A 19,934-nucleotide genomic window follows, 5' to 3' on the forward strand; every position below is an offset into this window, starting at 1 on the left:
TTGCCTGCTTTTTGCCTCGCCCCACAACCCTGTGGGAGCTGGCTTGCCAGCGATGACGTCAGCCGAAGCGATAGATATCCATACCCAGTGCACCCATCGTGAAGCCTTTATGCGCTACGCGGAACTCACCTCCCGCACCACGGGCAAAATACAGCGGCAGCAAATGCTCGTCACTCGGATGGCTGCGCACCGCATTGGGCGCCTGCTGACGATAATCGTGCAGTGCCGCCTCATTGTCGACCGCCAGCTTGTCGATCATCCAGTCGCGGAAGTCCCGTGCCCACGGCTCGACACTTTCCGGGCCGGCGTGCCAGTCCAGTTCGCGCAGGTTGTGGGTGATGCTGCCGGAGCCGATCAGCAGAATGCCCTGCTCGCGCAGACTCGCCAGCGCTTGTCCGACACGGGTTTGCAACACCGGGCCGCCGCGACTCGGCAGCGACATCTGCACCACCGGAATATCCGCCTGCGGGTACATCAGCGACAGCGGCACCCAGACGCCGTGATCGAACGGTCGTTGCGGATCGAGGCGTGCCGGCAGATGCGCGGCGTCAAGCAATTCAGCCACTTCGGCTGCCAGTTGCGGATTGCCCGGTGCCGGGTACTGCACTTCGAAAAGGGCACGCGGGAAGCCGCCGAAGTCATGCCAGGTTTCCGGACGAGGATTGCTGCTGACCAGCAGTTCCTGGCTTTCCCAGTGGGCAGAGACGATCACGATGGCTTTCGGCCGCGGCAGTTCGGCCGCCAGACGCGCCAGCGCCGGGCCACTGGCACCGGGTTCCAGGGCCAGCATCGGTGAGCCGTGGGAGATAAACAGGCTGGGAAACATGGAAAGGTTCCTGAGCGGTAAGATGGCCTCATCTTCAGTCAGATCATTGATCTAAATCTAATATAAGTTTTAACGCCTTTTGATCGAATTTTTTGGGGTGATGCATGCAGCCTGAGTTTTGGCACAAGAAGTGGGAATCCAATCAGATCGGCTTTCATTTGCCTGAGGTGAACCCGTATCTGCAGCGGCACTGGCCGCAACTGGCGATCCCGGCCCAGACCCGGGTGCTGGTGCCGCTGTGCGGGAAAAGCCTGGATCTGCTGTGGCTGGCCGGGCGCGGGCATCTGGTGCTCGGAGTCGAGCTGTCGCTGAAGGCCGTCGAGGATTTTTTCAGTGAGCATCAGGTAACGCCGCAGGTCAGTGCCAAGGGGCCGTTCAAAGTCTATCGCGCCGATTCCATCGAGTTGTGGTGCGGTGATTTCTTTGCGCTGACAGCCGACGATGTAGCGGATTGCGTGGCGTTGTACGACCGGGCAGCGCTGATTGCCTTGCCGGCTCAGATGCGTGAGCGCTATGCGGCGCATTTGCAGCAGATCCTGCCGCAAAGTGTGCAAGGGTTGTTGATCACCCTGGATTACGATCAGGCGCAGATGTCCGGGCCACCGTTTGCGGTGGGGGATGATGAGGTGCAGCGGTTGCTGGGCGAAGTCTGGCAGGTGCAGGTGCTTGAGGAGCAGGATGTGCTGGCGGAGAGTGTCAGGTTCCTGCAGGCGGGCGTGACGCGGTTGGAGGAGCGGGCTTATCGGGTTTCTGACCAATAGTTTTGTATCGGCATTAACGGCCTCTTCGCGAGCAAGCCCGCTCCCACAGTGATCCGTGTTGAATCAGAAATCCAGAGAACACCACAGAACCCTGTGGGAGGGGGCTTGCTCCCGAAGAGGCCAGAACAGGCAACCCATAATCCCGAGCATGAAAAAGGCCCGCATCACTGCGGGCCTTTTCGTTACTGCGCCAAACCGATCAACCGCGACGACGCAGCGCGTCGATACGCTCTTCCAGCGGCGGGTGGCTCATGAACATGCGGGCAAAGCCTTGTTTGATGCCACCGTTGATGCCGAATGCGTTGAGGGTGTCCGGCATGTGCACCGGCAGGCCCTGTTCGGCGCGCAGGCGTTGCAATGCACCGATCATCGCATTGGTACCGGCCAGACGTGCGCCGGCTTCATCGGCACGGAATTCGCGTTTGCGCGAGAACCACATGACGATGGCGCTGGCGAGAATGCCCAGTACCAGTTCGGCGAAGATCGTCGCCACGTAGTAGGCAATGCCCTGGCCTTCTTCGTTCTTGAAAATCACCTTGTCGACGAAGTTGCCGATGATCCGGGCGAAGAACATCACGAAGGTGTTCACCACGCCCTGGATCAGTGCCAGGGTGACCATGTCACCGTTGGCCACGTGACCGATTTCGTGGGCCAGAACGGCTTTCACTTCATCTGGCGAAAAACGTTCGAGCAGGCCCTGACTGACCGCGACCAGCGCGTCGTTCTTGTTCCAGCCGGTGGCGAAGGCGTTTGCTTCGTAGGCCGGAAAAATACCGACTTCGGGCATCTTGATCCCGGCTTCGCGGGACAGTTGCTCGACGGTTTGCAGCAGCCATTGCTCATGCCGGGTACGTGGCTGGCTGATGATCTGGGTGCTGGTGCTCATCTTCGCCATCCACTTGGAGATGAACAGCGAGAACAGCGAACCGGCGAAACCAAAGACCGCACAGAAAACCAGCAGCTGACTGAGGTTGAGATCAACCCCGTTGGCCGCCATGAACCCGTTGAAGCCGAACAGGCTCAGGGTGATGCTGGCTATCAGCACGACCGCCAGGTTAGTGGCCAAAAACAGCAGGATGCGCATCATGGTTGTAGAAATCTCCTCAAGCTAAAGATGTAGCGTACTGCGGGGTATATAAGGTGCGGCACCGGGTGATTCAACCGAGTGACTATTTCAAACTGTGTCCTACAGCGGATTCCCGAGTCTGCAGGTCATTGCCCACGGCCAAAACCGAAAGGGATGACAGCCAGCCGCTACCCGCCGCCACTGCGCCAGAGGCGGGTGGGCCCTATGAATCGCAAGTGTAGAAGGCGCAGCGAGGCGGGGAGAGCAGAAGTGTTGCTGAATCAGACAGTGCGCAACGTTCGGGCCGTTGCGCACCGTTGTCCGGTTACTGGCGGTAGGACTTGAGGAAGTTGCCGATGCGGCCGATGGCCATCTCGAGATCGTCGACGCGGGGCAGGGTCACCACGCGGAAGTGATCCGGCCACGGCCAGTTGAAGGCCGTGCCTTGCACCACCAGCAGCTTCTCGGAGAGCAGCAGGTCGAGGACGAATTTTTCGTCGTTGTGGATCGGGCAGACTTTCGGGTCGATCCGCGGGAACGCATACAGCGCACCCATCGGCTTGACGCAGCTGACACCCGGAATGTCGTTGAGCAGCTCCCAGGTACGGTTGCGCTGCTCCAGCAGACGACCTTGCGGCAGCACTAGGTCATTGATGCTCTGATAACCGCCGAGGGCGGTCTGAATCGCATGCTGACTCGGGACGTTGGCACACAGGCGCATATTGGCCAGCATGTCGATGCCTTCGATGTAGCTCTGGGCATTGTGTTTCGGCCCGGAGATAGCGATCCAGCCGGAGCGGAAACCCGCCACGCGGTAGGATTTCGACAGACCGTTGAAGGTCAGGCACAGCAGGTCCGGCGCCAGCGAAGCGGTGCAGATGTGCACGGCGTCGTCGTAGAGGATCTTGTCGTAGATCTCGTCGGAGAACACCACCAGGTTGTGCGCGCGGGCGATTTCCAGCATGCCCAGCAGTACTTCCTTCGAGTACACCGCACCGGTCGGGTTGTTCGGGTTGATGATCACCATGGCTTTGGTGTTCGGGGTGATTTTGGCCTTGATGTCGGCCAGATCAGGGAACCAGTCGGCACCCTCGTCGCACAGGTAGTGCACGGCGTTACCGCCGGCCAGGCTCACGGCGGCGGTCCACAGCGGGTAGTCCGGTGCCGGCACCAGCACTTCGTCGCCATTGTTGAGCAGCGCCTGCAACGACATCACGATCAGCTCGGACACCCCATTGCCCAGGTAAATGTCTTCGATGCCGACGCCTTCGACATTTTTTTGCTGGTAGTACTGCATCACCGCCTTACGGGCGCTGAACAGGCCTTTTGAGTCGCTGTAGCCTTGGGCGGTCGGCAGGTTGCGGATCACATCCTGAAGAATTTCGTCCGGCGCTTCGAAACCAAACGGCGCCGGGTTGCCGATGTTCAGCTTGAGGATGCGCTGGCCTTCCTCCTCCAGACGTTTGGCGTGCTTGAGCACCGGGCCGCGAATGTCGTAGCAGACGTTGGCGAGCTTGTTCGATTTGCTGAACTGCATGGCGATGTGATCCCGAAAATGAACGATCCAGACGGCGGATGGCCAACCGTACTGGGATTCCTGCGTCTTCGCACAGGCGGAGTCTTGCGCCATGGCGCCGAGAATCCGTTTGAATGCGCCCGGTCTGGCTGCCAGACTGGCGTGTGACGAGGCGCAATCATACGTGCCACCCGATCCGTGGAAAAGGTACAGATCGGGCTTTTTCAGCCGCTGAGGTGTGATGATGGAAAAGTTGGAAAAAACCCTGGAAGAATGGCGGGCGATGCTCGACCCCGAGCAGTACAACGTGTGCCGTCTCAGTGCGACCGAACGGCCGTTTTCCGGCAAATACAACGACACCAAAACCGACGGTGTCTATCACTGCGTCTGCTGCAATGAGCCGCTGTTCGACTCCACGACCAAATTCGATTCCGGCTGCGGCTGGCCGAGCTTCTACGCGCCGATCGGCGAAAGCGCCATGACCGAGATCCGCGATACCAGCCACGGCATGATCCGCACCGAGGTCAAATGCGCCCGCTGCGACGCGCATCTGGGCCACGTGTTCCCCGATGGCCCGCCACCGACTGGCTTGCGTTATTGCATCAACTCGGTGTGCCTGAATCTCGAGCCGCGCGAGTAAGCGGACAGGCGACCTGCGGGTCGCCTTTCGGATAATTAAATTGCACACAATTTAATTGCTCGCTATGTTTGGCCTTTCCCGATAACCCGCGGAGCTGACCCATGAGCGATAACCTGCTGAATATCCCTGTCACTACCATCAAGGGTGAGCAAAAGACCCTGGCCGATTTCGCCGGCAAAGCCGTTCTGGTGGTCAACACCGCCAGCAAATGCGGCTTCACCCCGCAATACAAAGGCCTGGAAGAGCTGTGGCAGACCTACAAGGATCAGGGCCTGGTGGTATTGGGATTCCCGTGCAATCAGTTCGGCAAGCAGGAGCCGGGTAACGAGGGGGCGATCAGCGAGTTCTGTGAGTTGAATTACGGCGTGAGTTTCCCGCTGTTCAAGAAGATCGACGTCAACGGGTCTGATGCGCATCCGCTGTTCGTGCAGTTGAAAAAGCGCGCTCCGGGTTTGCTCGGCTCCGAGGGCATCAAGTGGAACTTCACCAAGTTCCTGATCGGCAAGGATGGGCAACTGGTCAAGCGTTTCGCCCCGACCACCAAGCCGCAGGACATCAGCGGCGAGATCGAAGCCCTGCTCAAATGAACAGCCTGCCCGACGATTCGCTGAAGCTCGACAGTCAGTTGTGCTTCAAGTTGTACGCCGCGTCCCGGGCGGTGATTCGCGCTTACAAGCCGATGCTCGATCAACTCGGCCTGACCTACCCGCAGTACCTGGCGATGCTGGTGCTGTGGGAATGGCAGGACAGCGCACCGGAGCAACCGACGGTCAAGGCGTTGGGCGAGCGCCTGGCGCTGGACTCCGGCACCCTGACGCCGTTGCTCAAGCGTCTTGAACAATTGCAGTGGGTGCAGCGCCAGCGTTCGGCGCGCGACGAGCGTGAAGTGCATCTGAGCCTGACCGCGCAAGGCCAAGCGCTGCGCGAGCAGGTCGGGCCGCTCAAGGCGCGGTTGTTGTGCGACAGCGGGGTGGATCTTGATCGGCTCAACGATTTGCGCAATGGCCTCGATCATCTGCTGGGGCAGATCAAAGCGCTGACGTAGCCGGCATCCACTGGTCGAGCAGGGCCGCCAGCTCTTCGCGGCGGAACGGCTTGGCCAGGTAATCGCTCATGCCGGCCGCACGGCAGCGCTCGCGTTCCTCGGACATGGCGTTGGCGGTCAGCGCGACGATCGGCAAATGCGGCCAGCGCCCGCTCTGGCGGATCTGCCGACTCGCTTCGTAGCCGTCCATCACCGGCATGTTGCAGTCCATCAGCACCAGATCGAACTCATCGTGCTCCAGTTGATCCAGCGCCTCGGCACCGTGGGCGGCGACCACCACGTCGCAACCGAGCTTGCCGAGCATGCCTTTGGCCACCAGTTGATTGACCGGATTGTCCTCCACCAGCAGTACCTTTCCGCGCCGCCGGACCGGCTGGCTCTCGAGGCGCGCATCGTTGCTCGTGGTGACATCGGCCAGCAGAATGCGCCGCAGGATCTGGTACAGCGCGTTGCGTGCCAGCGGTCGGGCTTGTTGCTGCAATGGCGCCAGCGCGGCGGCTTCTTCGCCGGGCATGAAACTGCCATAAGCGGTTACGACGAGGATCGGTGCGCTGATGGTCGGGCGCAGACTGAACAGGCATTCCGGGCAATCGGTGATCAGCAGATCGGGTGACAGGCCCAGCAACGGGTCATCCATGGTGCGCTGCTCATAGCTCACGCCCCACACCGGCAGCAATGTCTTGAGCAGTTCCGCCAGCCCGCTGCTGGCGGCCGTGATCGCCAGCACCTTGCCGTGCAGTGGCGGCGGCATGACCGCCCGGGTGTGACACAGCAGTGGCAGGTCGGCACAGAACTGACTGCCGAAACCGGCCTCGGAACTGATGGTCAATCGGCCTTGCATGGCCTCGCACAGGTTGTAGGTCAACGCCAGACCGAGACCGGTGCCGCCGTACTGCCGGGTGATGCCGGCACCGGCCTGGGTGAACGGCTGGAATATTTTCACCTGGGCATCCTGAGCGATGCCAATGCCGGTGTCGCAGACTTCGATGCGCACCCCGTCCTTGTGGGCGGACAGGCGCACATCGACCCGGCCGAAGCGGGTGAACTTCAGGGCATTGGACAGCAGGTTGCTGACGATTTGCCGTACCCGGGTCGGATCCCCCAGCACCAGCGCGGGGAAGTGCGGGTCGATCAGGCAAGTCAGCTCGACGCTCGGCGCGGCGTTCTGCGACAGCAGGTTGGCGGTGTCCTCGATCAGCGAGCCGAGGTCGAACGGGATGTGTTCGAGCTCCAGTTGCCCGGCATCGAACTTGGACAGGTCGAGAATATCGTTGAGCAGCTCGACCAGCACCTTGCCCGAGTCATGGGCAATCGACAGTTGCTGTTGCTGCTCGGCATTCAGCGGCCCATCGAGGGACAAGGCGATCATCCCCAGCAGGCCGTTGAGCGGGGTGCGGATCTCGTGGCTCATGTTGGCGAGGAATGCCGAGCGCGCTTCGGCCATGTCCAGTGCGGTGCTGCGAGCGACTTCCAGTTCTTCGTTGGACTGGCTGAGCCGGGTGTTGATGGCCTTGAGCTCGGCAGTGCGGGCCGAGACGATGTGCTCCAGTTGCCCGAGGTAATCGGTGAGGCGGTTTTCCGCGTTGCGCCGTTGCTGGATTTCCGTGGCGATATTGTCGAACTGCTGGTTGGCGACTTTGACCAGTACGCCGATCTCGTCATTGGCGTGGCCGGCCGGACATTCGAGGGTGGTTGGCTCTGCGCTGCGTGCGTCACGCGCGCTGAGTTCCCGGATCAGGCGCACCAGTGGCTTGGTCAGCATCACGTAGAACAGCGCCAACAGGATCCCGGTGAGAATCAGGCTGCGGGCAAAGCCGTTGAGCAGGGTGACTTCGGCGCGGCGCAGAAACCGGCTGCCGAACGCGTAGGTATCGACCTCCAGGCTCAGCGTGCCCAGTGATTCCTCGGGCAGGTGGTCGAGGTACAGGCGGTCTTCGAACTGGCGCTTGGCACCGAACAGGAAGTCGCTGATCACCCGGTAACCGCTTTGCAGCTCCGGGCGCTTGACGTTGGCCAGGACGTTGCCGTTGTTGTCGGTCAGTTGCGCCGAGATGATCGCCGGCGAACGCAACAGGCCAAGGGTCAGTTCCTGCGCCAGTTCCGCATCGATGTTGTAGGCGATTCGTGACGCCGGATTGTGGCTGATTTCCAGCAAAGACAGGATTTCACGGTTGATGGAGGCGTCTTCGCTGGCATAATCGATGCCGATTTGCAGCAGGCTGAGCAGCGTGCCCAGAACGAACCCGACCAGCACCGTGAATCTGGCTTGCTTGTATGACAGCCGGTGGGTGAATTTGATATCCATGGGGTGTTGAACCACTTCCGTTTCCCTTCGCTGCTCAAGCATAGTCGATCATGTATGGATACCGAGGTTCCCGAAGCGCCTTGTAACAAGGCTTGAACGGGGATTGAGATCTGTCTGTCGTCGCTGGATCGACATCATCACTGTGAACGTGCCCGAGGAGAAGACGTGGATTCCCGATTGAATGCTTTTCTTGAACGCGCCGAGTCGGTTCTGGCGCGGATCGAACCCTTGCTGCCGGCGCCGCGTCCGCTGATCGACTGGGAAACCTGCCTGGCCGCGCGCTGGCAGCGTGACGGGCGCAGCGGCTATTTGCTGCCGCTGGAAGTCAGCCTCGACATGCGCCTGTCCGACCTGATCGGTGTCAATCGTCAGTTGGAACAACTGGGCCGCAACACTCAGCAGTTTCTCGACGGCATGCCGGCCAACCATGCGCTGCTCTGGGGCTCGCGCGGCACCGGTAAATCGTCGCTGGTGCGCGCGCTGCTGGCCGAACACGCCAAGGCCGGCCTGCGTTTGATCGAAATCGAGCGCGACCATCTGGCCGACCTGCCGCGCGTGGTCGAGCAGATCGGCAAACTGCCGCAACGCTTCGTGCTGTTCTGCGATGACCTGTCGTTCGAGTCCGGCGAAGGCGATTACCGCGTGCTGAAAAGTGTGCTCGACGGCTCGCTCGAACAGGCCCCGGACAACGTTCTGCTGTACGCCACTTCCAACCGCCGCCATCTGGTGCCGGAAAAGGAAAGCGACAACGAAAACTGGAAACGCGTCGACGGCGAGCTGCATCCGAGTGAGGCGGTGGAAGACAAGATCGCCTTGTCCGACCGTTTCGGCCTGTGGTTGTCGTTTTATCCGTTTACCCAGGAACACTTCCTCAACGTCGTCGAACACTGGATCGGCCAGTTGGCCGCCAAGGCCGGCTTGAGCTGGCAGCGCGACGAAGAGCTCGACATCCTCGCCGTGCGCTGGGCAACCGGGCGCGGCAATCGCAACGGACGTTGCGCGTACCAATTCGCCCGTTACTGGGTGGGACTGAAATTGCTGGAGCACAAGGCATGATTGATTTGCAACAAAGCGGCCAGGGCCTCGAAGGCTATGGCATGTTGGCCGCACAACTGGAATCGCTGCTGGCGGACGAGCGCGATTTCATCGCTAACGCCGCGCAGTTTTCGGCGTTCCTGTTCAATCAACTCGACGATTTGAACTGGGCCGGTTTCTACCTCAATCGCAACGAAGAACTGGTGCTTGGCCCGTTTCAGGGGCAGATCGCCTGCGTGCGCATTCCGTTCGGTCGCGGTGTATGTGGCGCGGCAGCGGCCAGTCGGCAGACCCAGCGCGTTGAAGACGTGCATGCATTCCCCGGTCATATCGCTTGCGACAGCGCCTCCAACAGCGAGCTGGTAGTGCCGCTGGTCAAGGACGGTCGGCTGATCGGCGTACTTGATCTCGACAGCCCGAAACTCGCACGTTTCGGCACCGACGATCAGGCCGGCATTGAACAACTGGCGGCGATCTTCCTGCGTCTGACCGACTGCTGATCAGGCACTCAGGCCAGCCTTGCGCAACAGGCTGGCCGGGTCCACCGCATCGATCTGGCGCGGATCGAGAAACCGCGCGGCGTACTGCATGTACACCCCGTCGTTGATGAACAGCGCAAACAGCTCGGGGTCGATGTGCGCCTCGCGGGACATGGTGGCCATGATCCCCAGCGCCTCGTTCAAGGATTTGGCCTTCTTGTACGGTCGATCCGCCGCTGTCAGTGCCTCGAAAATATCGGCAATCGCCATCATCCGTGCCGGCAGGCTCATGTCCTCGCGCTTCAGGCGTTTGGGATAACCGCTGCCGTCCATCTTTTCGTGATGCCCACCGGCAATTTCCGCAACGCTGTCCAGGTGCCCGGGGAAGGGCAGGTGGCTGAGCATCAGGATCGTCTGCACCATGTGGTGATTGATGATGTAGCGCTCTTCGCGGGTCAGCGTGCCCCGGGCAATGCTCAGGTTGTACAGTTCGCCGCGATTGTATTTGTAACGCGGCACATCCAGTTTGAACCCCCACGGATTGTCTTCCGGTATCAGTTCGCTGTCGGCGCGTTCTATCAGGTGTTCGGGCTTGTCCGCCAGCAGTGGCTCGCTGACCGGCAGATTCGCCGCCGGCGTTTGCGCCTGACGGCGGTTTTCCTCCCATGACACCCCCAGGCGATCATCGAGGGTGCGCATCCAGCGGCGCTCGGCAATGCATTCAAGGCGCTGCAGATCGGCGGGTGCCATGGCCTCACCGCCCAGATTGCAACGGGCAACGAAGGCAAAGTCATCGTCCAGTTGCGTCAGCGTGGCGTCACGCAGTTCGCTCAGTTGCGCCGCGTTGCCGCCCAGTGCGATCGCCTGCCAGTAACTGATCCAGGCATCGCGCTTGAGCACTTCGAAACGGGTGCGGATTTCGTGGATGCGATCGTTGAGGGTTTCCAGTTTGGTCGCCTTGTCGACGACATATTCTGGTGTCGTGACTTTGCCGCAATCGTGCAGCCAGGCCGCAATGTGCAGGGCTTCCCATTCGTCTTCAGTGGGCTGATAGCTCTGGAACGCCGGCGCCTGGCTGGCGGCCGCGGCCTGCGCGAGCATCAGGGTCAGTTCCGGCACGCGCTGGCAGTGGCCGCCGGTGTAGGGGCTCTTGGCGTCGATGGCGCCGGCCAGCAACTGAATGAACGCGTCGAGCAACTGCTTCTGCTTCGCTTGCAGGCGCTGACTTTCGATACTCACCGCCGCCGCACCAGACACGGCTTGCAGGAAGGCGATGCGGTCCGGGCGCAGTTTTTCCAGGTCCTGAGCGCTGCCGCTGTCGTTGATCAGCAGAAGCAACAGGCCGATGGTTTCGTTGTGCCGATTACGCAGGCGGATGCCGATCAGGTGGATGCGCGGCGACTGCATGGCCAACAGGACTTTCTGCAAGTCCCCGGCCTGCTCGAAGCCAAGGCTGCTGACCACGTTGTCAGCGTTGATCAGTTGCTGGAACCACGCCGGCCCTTGATCGGCCAGGAGATCCCGGCCCAGCACAGCGAACTCGCCCGGCTCGTGCGAAGCGCCGTCAATAACCAGTCCGTAAGGCTCCATCCGGTTGCCATCGCTTTCGCGCAGATAGATCAAGCCTGCCTGGGCCTGGGCGATCTGCACCGTTTCGAACAGCACCCGTTGCAGCAGCGGGGCGAAGCGGGTTTCGGCGCAGAGGCTGTCGGTGATGCGGAAAAAACTGGCGAGCGTGTCCTTCATGCGCGCCATCGACAGGCTTAATTGGTCAACCTCCAGCACCGGCGAGCGGCGGGTGACCGGAAAGTTGAAATCGAAACTGCGGATTGCGTCGGCTTCCTTGACCAGCGCGTGCAGCGGTTTGACCAGAATCCGCGAGATCAGCCAGCCCAGCGGCAGGCACAGCAGCAAGATCGCCAAGGTGATCAGCGCGCCTTGCCAGCGCATGCGGTAGGCATCGGCAAGCAGTTCGTCCTCGGGCACCAGCAGGGCCATCTGCAAACCTTTCGGCCCGCCTTCCTGCAGGGTGCGGCGGGCGACGATCCAGTGGCGGCCATTGACGTCGAGCCGTTTGCCCGGATGGGCGGTGGACAGCAACGCGTGCAGATTCGGACTAAGGTCGGCCGCTTTGGCCAGGCGTGCGTTGCTGCCGTCGACGATCAGCCGGCTGCTGTCCGGATAGGCCACGGCATTGCCATCGACATCGAACAGCACGATTTCGGTCGAGGGAGTGACCACATGCTTGGTCAAGGTGGCCGAGAGTGCCTCCAAAGTCAGATCGGCACCGATCACACTGGTTGCGCTGCTGCGTCGGGCCAGGGTGGTGCCCACATTGTGCGTGGAGAAAAATACATAGGGTTCGGTGGTGATCTGATCGCCCTGTTGCAGGGCGTTGTTGTACCAGTTGCGGGTACGCGGGTCGTAGCGGTCGTCGGGATTGGTGTCGCGTCCGACAGGCGTCAGCGTCTGGTCGAAGAACAGTGACTGCGACAATACGGTGCCGCTGGCGTCGTGCTCGATGCTCCAGACCTGATAGGCCGCTGTTGGTGGTGCCTTGAGCAGGGTTTTCAGCGCGCTGGTGCGCAAGGGCCGGACCATGAAGAAATCGCCGTTGCCGTACCCCAGATACAGCGAGGCGAGATCGGTGTTGTCCTTGAGCGACTGACTGAACGGCTTGAGCAGCGCCAGACGCTGTTGCAGGCTCGGCGCCTCGGCTGCCTGATTGTCGGCCAGCAGGCTCAGCAGGTGCCGGATCGGTTCGTAGGTTGAATGCAGGTCCAGGCGCACGTCCTGTTCGATGCGATTGAACAGGTTTTCACTGCTCGACAGGATGATCCGGGTGGTCTGGCGATAATTGAACAGCCCCAGCACCACGCCTGTGAGCAACAGCAGAAAGGTGAACATGACGCTGATGTGCACGTGCAACGGGAACCGGCGTTGATCCGGGCGCAGTGGGCTGGGCATTGCTGACTCTCCATTGAAGTAAACACACTGCTCAGCGTCCAAGCATAGTTAAGGCTCGGTCATTGTGCTTTCTTCGAACGGTTCCAGTTGTTGCCGCAACGCCTGCTCCAGTTCGAGCATGGCTGCGTCGGTGGCCTCGACGCAGCGCACGATGGTCGGTGCGGGCGTTGTCTGCATGCAGGCCTGTTCCAGCGCATCGCAACAGGCGATCAGACGCGAGGCCTGGGCGATCCGGGCGGCGCCTTTGATCTTGTGGGCGACCAGCGCCACTGCCTGACGATCATTGCAGGGGGCCAGGGCTAATAATTCCTCGCGATCGAGACGGCTGCTCTTGAGCAATTGCGTGAGCAGGCGCCGGACTTGCAGCGGGTTGCCGCCAGTCAACTGACTCAACCCGTCAAGATTGAACGCCGGTTCAAGCGTCGCGGGCTGCAGACCATTGATCCAGTGGCTCAGTGCGCTGAGGCTCAACGGCTTGAACAGGCAGTCATTCATGCCGGCCTGTTTGCAGCGCTGTACTTCTTCAGGCTGCGCGTTGGCCGTGAAACCCAGCACGGTACACGGAGGGCGGCCAGTGCGTTGTTCCTGCTGGCGGATCGCCTCGGTCAGTTCGTAGCCGTTCATCAACGGCATGTTGCAGTCAGCGATAACCAGGTCGAATGCACCGGTCTGCCATTTCTCGAATCCACTCCGACCCTCTTCGGCGAGGGTGAATCGGTGCCCGAGGAACTCCAGTTGCTGGCACATCAGCAGGCGATTGGCCGGATGATCGTCGACCACCAGAATGTTCAGTGGCGCAGAGATTTGCAGCACAGGCTCGGTTTTTGCCGTGGTCACCTGGCACGGCAGCGTCTGCAGCGGCAGCGACAGGCAGACCTGGGTGCCGATCCCCGGCTGGCTGCTCAACTGCAGCTGCCCACCCATCATTTCACACAGGTTGCGACAGATCACCAGCCCCAGGCCTGCGCCGCTGCGAGCTTGCTGCCGGCCACTCTCGGTCTGGGCGAACGGCTCGAACAGGCGTTGTTGATCTTCGATGCTGATGCCGACCCCGGTGTCCTGGATCGTCAACTGAACGAGCGAGCATTGGCTCCGCCCGTTGGGCAGCACATCCAGATTGATCCGCACCTGCCCGGACTCAGTGAATTTGATGGCATTGCTGATCAGGTTCGACAGGATCTGCTTGAAGCGCAACGGATCCAGTTCCACGTCAACCTGCAGCCCGGGCGGATTGATGATCAGCGGCAGGAGGAGGTTTTTCTGGCGGGCGAGGCCGTCGAAGATCCTGACCACCGACGCCACTGTTTCGACCAGATTGACCCGTTCCGGGCTCAGGCTCAGGTGCCCGGATTCGATCCGCGCGATATCGAGAATGTCGCCGATCAGGCCCAGCAGATCCTTGGCCGAGCAGTAGGCGGTTTCAATGGAGGAGCGATCCGGAGCCTGATCATTCATGCGTTTGAGCGTCAGTTCGAGCATGCCGATAATGGCATTCATCGGGGTGCGGATTTCGTGGCTCATGGTGGCCAGAAAGGTACTTTTGGCGCGGTTGGCGTTGTCCGCCTGTTCCTTGGCCCGGCGCAGATCATCGAACAATTGGCGACGTTCACTGATGTCGATCCAGCCGCCGATGATCCCCTGCACATCGCCACTGGAGTCGCGGTACGGCAGGATCCAGTGGTAGATCGTCAAACGCCGGCCACCGATGTGCAGCGGTCGATCGAGCAGCAGAGGCGTGCCTTCGGCCACCACCCGCTGGTAATCCGCCTGGTATGCCTGGGCTTCGAAGGCGTTGCTCAGGGTGCCCTGCATGACACTTTTGCCGATCACGTCTTCGCGTTTGGCGTTGAAGGCTTCGAGGTAGCTGTCGTTGCAGCTTTGCAGCAGACCCTGGCGATCGCGCACGTAGATCGGGTGAGGGGTGCCGTTGACCAGTGAACGCATGAATTCGAACTGATCGTTGAGTGCCCGTTCGGCGGCCTGGCGTTGCTTGATCTGGCGACGCATGTAGGCGTTCCACAACAGCGACAGCAACAGCAGCAGGCAGGCCGCGCCGATCAATTGGTAAAACAGGCGCTTGTAGTGATGCCAGTTGCTTTGAGCCGCATTGGAGAAACCGCGCCAGCGACTGTTGATGACCCCCAGTTCCTCCGGTGTGATGCTCAGCAGCGCCTTGTCGAGGATCGAGCCCAGTTCGGCATTGTCACGGGCGCTGGCCAGCGAGAAGGCCGCCTGACGTGTGCCCAGGGTGGTGGTGATCTGCAACTGATGTTCGAAGATCCGCGACGAAATCAGATAATTGGCAATCACCAGCGAGGCGACGGCGCCATCGGCCTTGCCTTCGGCGAGCAAGGTTGCGGCACCGAAAGTGTCGGAGGTTTCGATCAGGTGGATGTTGGGGAATTCGCGGCGCAGGTAATCGGCCATGGGACTGCCTTGGGCAATCGCCAGGTATCGGTTCTTGAGCTGGGTGGGATGTGTCGGGCTGTCAGCGGATTTGCGCGTCAGCAGGACGAAGGAGTTTTCCAGATAGGGACGGCTGAATTGCAGGGTCTTTTCCCGTTGGGGGCTGGGTAGCAACGCGGCGATCAGATCCGCCCGATGCTGATTGATCTGCTCGATCATTTCACCATCACTGCGGCTGCGGACCAGTTCGAAGCGCAGGCCGGTGCGCAGGCGCAGCAGTTCGAGCAGGTCGGCGGTGATGCCTCGCAGGTTGCCGTCGCTGTCGAAGAATGTCAGCGGCGCGAACGCCTCGTTGACGACGACGCGCAGCACCGGGTGCTGTTTGAGCCACTGTTCTTCGTGGTGGGTCAATTGCAGCTTCTGGTCGGTCAGCAGAATGTCGCTGCCGGCGCTCCAGCGCTTGGCGATGTTGTCCCGTTCGCTGGCCGGTATGGCTTGCAGCACGGTGTTGATGATCGCCAGCAGTTGCGGATTGTCGGCGTGAACGGCAAAGCTGAAACCGTGGGCTTCCTGTTTGCCGAAATTGGCCATGCGAATGTTGTTCAGATAACCCTTGTTGATCATGTAGTGGGTGGAAATGGTGTCACCCAGAAACACGTCAGCCTGATCGAAAGCCACCGCGTTGATTGCGTTTTGATAGGAGGGATAGGACGTCAGGATGGCTTTGGGATACTGCGCCTTGACCTCATCCTGGGGCAGATAGTGATAGACCATGCTCAGCCGCAGACCGGCCAGGCCTTCAGTCAGCGAGCGGGTCTCGCCTTCGCGGGTAACCAGAACCGGCTGATCGATGGCGTAGGGCGTTGAAAGCAGGATATTTACGTTACTGGCCTCGAAACCGTTGGCCGTACCGAGCGTGTCGACCTGACCTGCAATCAACGCCTGCAAGGCGGCTTCCCGTGAGGCAAAGCGCTGGACCCGGATTGGCAACCCGACAGCCTGTTCGAGCAGACCGGCGTAGTCGGCGGTAAAACCTTCGTAATCACGACCGCTGGCGGTCATGTCGAACGGCGGATAGTCCGGCGCGGAAGTGCCCAGTACCAGTTCGCGGCGACTCTCCAGCCATAGCCGTTGCGCGGGTTCAAGGGACACGGATGGCGCTTCGTGGCCCGAGCGGCTGCGCAGCACATAATCTTGCGCGGTGACGAAGCTGGCATGCACCTGAGTCGTCAGGCACAGGCTGACGCAACATAGGGCGAGACAGATCTTTAAACGACTGGGCATTCAGGCTCTCACACTAGCGCGTTGCGTTTGGCCATCTCGATCAGTTCCACCAGAGATCTGGCCTTGAGTTTTTGCATCAGGCGTTTTTTGTAGGTACTGACTGTCTTGTTACTGAGAAACATGCCCTTGGCTATTTCCTTGTTGGTGCGTCCCTGGGCAAATAATTGCAGGACCATCAGCTCGCGGTCGTTGACGGATTTGAATAACTCCAGTTCGGCGTAACGCACGTCGTCGAGGCGTACCGGATTCAATGCCTGGCTGGGGAAATAGTTGTAACCGGAAAGTACCGCCTTGATCGCACTGACCAGTTCACTCAAGTCTTCCTCTTTGCAGACATAACCGGATGCACCGGACTGCATGCAGCGAATGCCGAACAGCGTCGGGCATTGCGCCGTCAGTACCAGGGTTTTGAGCGGGGTGCCCATGGCGTTGAACCGGGCGAGAACTTCCAGGCCGTCGAGTTTGGGTATGCTGATATCAAGGATGATCAGGTCGGGCATGCATTCGCGGACCATTTGCATGGCATCGACCCCGTTATCGGTTTCGCCGACGACCTTGTAACCTTCATGCTCGAGCAGCATTCGAACGGCAAGTCGGATGACGGGGTGATCATCGACAATAAAAACGGAGTTCATAATCAAATCCCATACGTGCGCGAATAAAGGGCGCACCTTAGCTCAGATAAATGAGCTGCCGCATGAACTCCCGTGGCTGTTGCGGCAATATAGGATAAGTCCTACGCACTAAAAGGAAACCGACTACGACCAAACTCTGTGTCGCGTAAGGAAGTGTTGTGCTGATTTGTTTATCTGAATGTTTTAAGTTGCTTGTCGAGCCTTGAATAAACAAGGTTTTGTTTGCGTAGTTGGCTGTTAAACGGATTTACCTTTCAGTCGATCCGTTTGCCTGAGACCACAGAACCGGTTCAATCGAGGTATTGCTCATCCGGGCAGTTGCCTGACCCGGTTGAGCAATTTTTTCTGTCAGTGGCTGGAACGCCCGGTCATTTCCAGCGCCATGTCACTGGCGTAGCTGTCGGTCATCCCGGCGATGAAGTCGATCATGCGCAGGAACGAGGTGTGCAGCGGGCCATGGGGATCCGGCGCATTGTTGCCCAGCAGATCGAGGATCCGGCGGCTCTTGAACGACGGCGTGCGGCCGCCATGTTGCTCCAGGGCCGCGCCGCAGAACGCGTTGAGGAGGATTTCCAGAGTGGTGTAGGCGCCGATTTCATGCAGCGTCTTGCGCTTGTCCTGGAAGATTTTCTTGCGGGCGATGTCCTTGGCGTTGAGTACGCAGCGTTTGGCCGGGCCGTGCATGTGTTCCACCAGGTCGCCGTGCAGGGTGCCGGCCAGCAGCGCATCCTGTTGCTCGACGAATGCCCGGGCAGCGGCGTTGGTCAGGTGCTCGATGGCCTTGCCGCGCAGGATCGCCAGTTTGCGTCGACGCGAATCCTGCGGGCCGAGCTGGCGATAGGTTTCCGGCAGATCGTCTCCCACCAGACCGAGCAGCAGCGATTCGACTTCCGCGTACTCCAGCAGCTCCATTTCCAGGCCGTCTTCGAGGTCGATCAGCGCGTAGCAGATGTCGTCGGCAGCCTCCATCAGGTACACCAATGGGTGGCGCGCCCAGCGCTGGTCTTCCAGTTGCGGCAGACCGAGCTTGTGGGCGATCTGCTCCAGCAGCGGCAGTTCGCTCTGATAGCAGCCGAATTTGTGTTTCTTGTAGCCCAGCGAGTCGGCGTGACGTGCGGTCCACGGGTACTTCAGATAGGTGCCGAGGGTGGCGTAGGTGAGGCGGGTACCGCCGTCGAACTGGTGATACTCCAGCTGAGTCAGCACCCGGAAGCCTTGCGCGTTGCCTTCGAAATTGAGGAAGTCACCGCGCTCGGCTTCGCTCATGCCGTCGAGCCAGCCGCGCCCGGCTGCCTGCTGGAACCAGTGACGAATCGCGTCTTCACCGGAGTGGCCGAACGGCGGATTGCCGATGTCATGGGCCAGGCAGGCCGATTGCACGACCATGCCCAGGTCGCTCGGGTCGCACCAGTCGGGCAGGGCGCTGCGCAAGGTTTCACCGACGCGCATGCCCAGCGAGCGCCCGACGCAGCTGACTTCCAGCGAGTGGGTCAGCCGGGTGTGGATGTGGTCGTTACTCGACACCGGATGCACCTGGGTCTTGCGGCCCAGACGGCGGAAGGCACCGGAGAAGATGATGCGGTCGTGGTCTTTGTGGAACGGGCTGCGGCCCAGCTCTTGCGGGCTGTGCAGCGGTTTTCCAAGGCGTTCGCGGTTGAGCAGGGTCTGCCAATCCAAGGCTGGTTCTCTCCGTCGGTGACTGGGATGACTGTTGCCCTAGCTTCCCGGTTCAGCCACACACCTGCAAGCGGAACTACAAGCCCGCGGCATCAATATCGATCAGCAGCAGGCGCTCGCCGTTATCGAAGAACTGCCCGGCGGTCAGGCAATACTGGTTGCTGGTGGCATCGCGGTAGGTGCTGGACAGGGTCAGGCGTCGCTCTTCCCAGCCTTCGGCGAGCAGATGATAGAAGTACGGACGCCATGACCAGTTGTGCCCCAGGTAGCGGTTGTCGGCGACCCAGCCGTTGTTGCGCCATTCGAGGTTGGGCGTGAGTTGGGTGCCGTGACGGTCGCATTGGTAGAACCGCAGCAACCACGGGAAGGCTTCCAGTTGCGGCAGCGCACTCAGCGGCGCGTGGGCCTTAGCCCAGCTCTGGAGGATCGCCATCAGTTCGCCGAGTTGCTGGCGCATCTGCATCAGGCGCCCGCGTTCGGCCAGTTTCTGCCGCACGTAACGCTGGCGCAGTTCGGCGAAGCGCTGCACGAAGGCGTCGGTCGGATAAAACGCCTCCTGCGCCCGGGCGAACAGGAAACCCTGAACGTAGCGCGAACCGCATTCCAGGGCGAAATTGAGCTGGGCCTCGGTTTCCACGCCTTCGGCGATGATCCAGCAGCCGGTCTTCTCGGCCATTTGCGCCAGTGCCTTGACCACGTCACTGCTCGGCCCGCCCAGTGCGGCAGCCTGAAACAGGCGCATGTCGAGTTTGAGAATGTCCGGCTGCAACGCCAGTACCCGATCAAGCTGCGAGTAACCAGCGCCGAAGTCATCGATGGCGATCCGCGCTCCGGCCTCGCGATAGCGCGCCACCACCTCGGCCAGACGCTGACTGTTGCCACCCAATTCAGTGATCTCGAACACGATGCGTTGCGGATCGACGCCGTGGCGCAGCATCTGCTTGAGGCTGGGCAGCGGTTGATCGGCGCGCAGGCGACTGATCCAGCGCGGCGACATGTTCAGGCTGAGAAACCACTCGGCGGGGGCTTCATGCAGTCGGCTCAGGGCGTTGTCGCGGATCTGCCGGTCGAGCCGGCGCAGAGCGATGGCGGGTGTGCGTGGGTCGGCAAACAACGGCCCGACCGAGGCCAGTTGGCCGTCAGGCTGGCGCAGGCGACCCAATGCTTCGACGCCTGCAATACGTCCGGTGGCGGTATCGATGAAAGGTTGAAAGCAGGCGAGCGGTTGCCCGTCGATCACGGGGCCTCCTTAGTCGTTCTTGTTCTGGATGAACCCCGCCGACCGGGTAGGC

General features: G+C 60.8%; 15 protein-coding genes. 6 read left to right on the forward strand and 9 right to left on the reverse strand.

All coding sequences use genetic code 11. The features are described 5' to 3' along the window. Positions 1–58: 58 nt before the first annotated feature. Positions 59–826: a DODA-type extradiol aromatic ring-opening family dioxygenase gene (locus LVD08_RS12005; RefSeq protein ID WP_247268216.1), complete on the reverse strand. Its 768-nt coding sequence runs from the start codon at positions 824–826 to the stop codon at positions 59–61. Between the two features lie 104 nt (positions 827–930). Between LVD08_RS12005 and LVD08_RS12010 the strand changes: the two genes are divergently transcribed. Beyond that, positions 931–1,587 carry a thiopurine S-methyltransferase gene (locus LVD08_RS12010; protein ID WP_247268217.1) on the forward strand — a complete coding sequence of 219 codons (657 nt, stop codon included), beginning with the start codon at positions 931–933 and terminating at the stop codon, positions 1,585–1,587. Positions 1,588–1,786: 199 nt separating this feature from the next. On the opposite strand, the gene htpX is transcribed toward LVD08_RS12010, so the two are convergent. Further along, positions 1,787–2,674 (reverse strand): protease HtpX, encoded by an 888-nt coding sequence (gene htpX / locus LVD08_RS12015; protein ID WP_007964827.1) that lies wholly within the window; start codon positions 2,672–2,674, stop codon positions 1,787–1,789. A 304-nt stretch (positions 2,675–2,978) separates the two neighbouring features. Further along, a complete protein-coding gene (locus tag LVD08_RS12020; protein ID WP_003226761.1) occupies positions 2,979–4,190 on the reverse strand; it encodes a pyridoxal phosphate-dependent aminotransferase in 1,212 nt (403 codons plus the stop codon). A gap of 223 nt (positions 4,191–4,413) precedes the next feature. Here LVD08_RS12020 and msrB point away from each other — a divergent pair, with 223 nt between their 5' ends. The 3 genes from msrB (at position 4,414) to LVD08_RS12035 (ending at position 5,854) form a co-directional block, all read left to right on the forward strand. Then, a complete protein-coding gene (gene msrB / locus LVD08_RS12025; protein ID WP_027613436.1) occupies positions 4,414–4,809 on the forward strand; it encodes a peptide-methionine (R)-S-oxide reductase MsrB in 396 nt (131 codons plus the stop codon). A gap of 101 nt (positions 4,810–4,910) precedes the next feature. Then, complete coding sequence (locus tag LVD08_RS12030) at positions 4,911–5,396, forward strand: glutathione peroxidase (RefSeq protein ID WP_027613435.1); 486 nt, start codon at positions 4,911–4,913, stop codon at positions 5,394–5,396. Then, positions 5,393–5,854: a MarR family winged helix-turn-helix transcriptional regulator gene (locus LVD08_RS12035; RefSeq protein ID WP_027613434.1), complete on the forward strand. Its 462-nt coding sequence runs from the start codon at positions 5,393–5,395 to the stop codon at positions 5,852–5,854. Before LVD08_RS12030 ends, LVD08_RS12035 begins: the two co-directional genes overlap by 4 nt. On the opposite strand, the gene LVD08_RS12040 is transcribed toward LVD08_RS12035, so the two are convergent. Further along, on the reverse strand, positions 5,838–8,159 hold the full coding sequence (locus LVD08_RS12040; RefSeq protein WP_097088295.1) for a hybrid sensor histidine kinase/response regulator: 2,322 nt from the start codon (positions 8,157–8,159) through the stop codon (positions 5,838–5,840). The genes LVD08_RS12035 and LVD08_RS12040 overlap by 17 nt on opposite strands. A gap of 165 nt (positions 8,160–8,324) precedes the next feature. Between LVD08_RS12040 and LVD08_RS12045 the strand changes: the two genes are divergently transcribed. Both LVD08_RS12045 and LVD08_RS12050 read left to right on the forward strand, forming a co-directional pair. Beyond that, positions 8,325–9,215 (forward strand): ATP-binding protein, encoded by an 891-nt coding sequence (locus LVD08_RS12045; protein WP_096794965.1) that lies wholly within the window; start codon positions 8,325–8,327, stop codon positions 9,213–9,215. Next, positions 9,212–9,694, forward strand: a complete 483-nt coding sequence (locus tag LVD08_RS12050) for a GAF domain-containing protein (RefSeq protein ID WP_007969095.1) — start codon at positions 9,212–9,214, stop codon at positions 9,692–9,694. The genes LVD08_RS12045 and LVD08_RS12050 overlap by 4 nt, the downstream gene beginning before the upstream one ends. Here LVD08_RS12050 and LVD08_RS12055 read toward each other — a convergent pair whose 3' ends face one another. The 5 genes from LVD08_RS12055 to LVD08_RS12075 form a co-directional block, all read right to left on the reverse strand. Then, a complete protein-coding gene (locus LVD08_RS12055; protein ID WP_247268218.1) occupies positions 9,695–12,640 on the reverse strand; it encodes an HD domain-containing phosphohydrolase in 2,946 nt (981 codons plus the stop codon). It abuts the gene before it with no gap. A gap of 48 nt (positions 12,641–12,688) precedes the next feature. Further along, complete coding sequence (locus LVD08_RS12060) at positions 12,689–16,330, reverse strand: transporter substrate-binding domain-containing protein (protein ID WP_247268219.1); 3,642 nt, start codon at positions 16,328–16,330, stop codon at positions 12,689–12,691. An 8-nt stretch (positions 16,331–16,338) separates the two neighbouring features. Further along, on the reverse strand, positions 16,339–16,965 hold the full coding sequence (locus LVD08_RS12065) for a response regulator transcription factor (RefSeq protein WP_027613428.1): 627 nt from the start codon (positions 16,963–16,965) through the stop codon (positions 16,339–16,341). 348 nt (positions 16,966–17,313) lie between these two features. Next, entirely contained in the window at positions 17,314–18,642 is a 1,329-nt protein-coding gene (locus tag LVD08_RS12070; RefSeq protein ID WP_003226741.1) for a deoxyguanosinetriphosphate triphosphohydrolase, read from the reverse strand. A gap of 76 nt (positions 18,643–18,718) precedes the next feature. Continuing rightward, entirely contained in the window at positions 18,719–19,882 is a 1,164-nt protein-coding gene (locus LVD08_RS12075; protein WP_247268220.1) for an EAL domain-containing protein, read from the reverse strand. Between the last annotated feature and the right edge of the window lie 52 nt (positions 19,883–19,934).

The sequence above is a fragment of the Pseudomonas sp. YL2 genome, from assembly GCF_023063025.1.
GTDB lineage: Bacteria > Pseudomonadota > Gammaproteobacteria > Pseudomonadales > Pseudomonadaceae > Aquipseudomonas > Aquipseudomonas putida_A.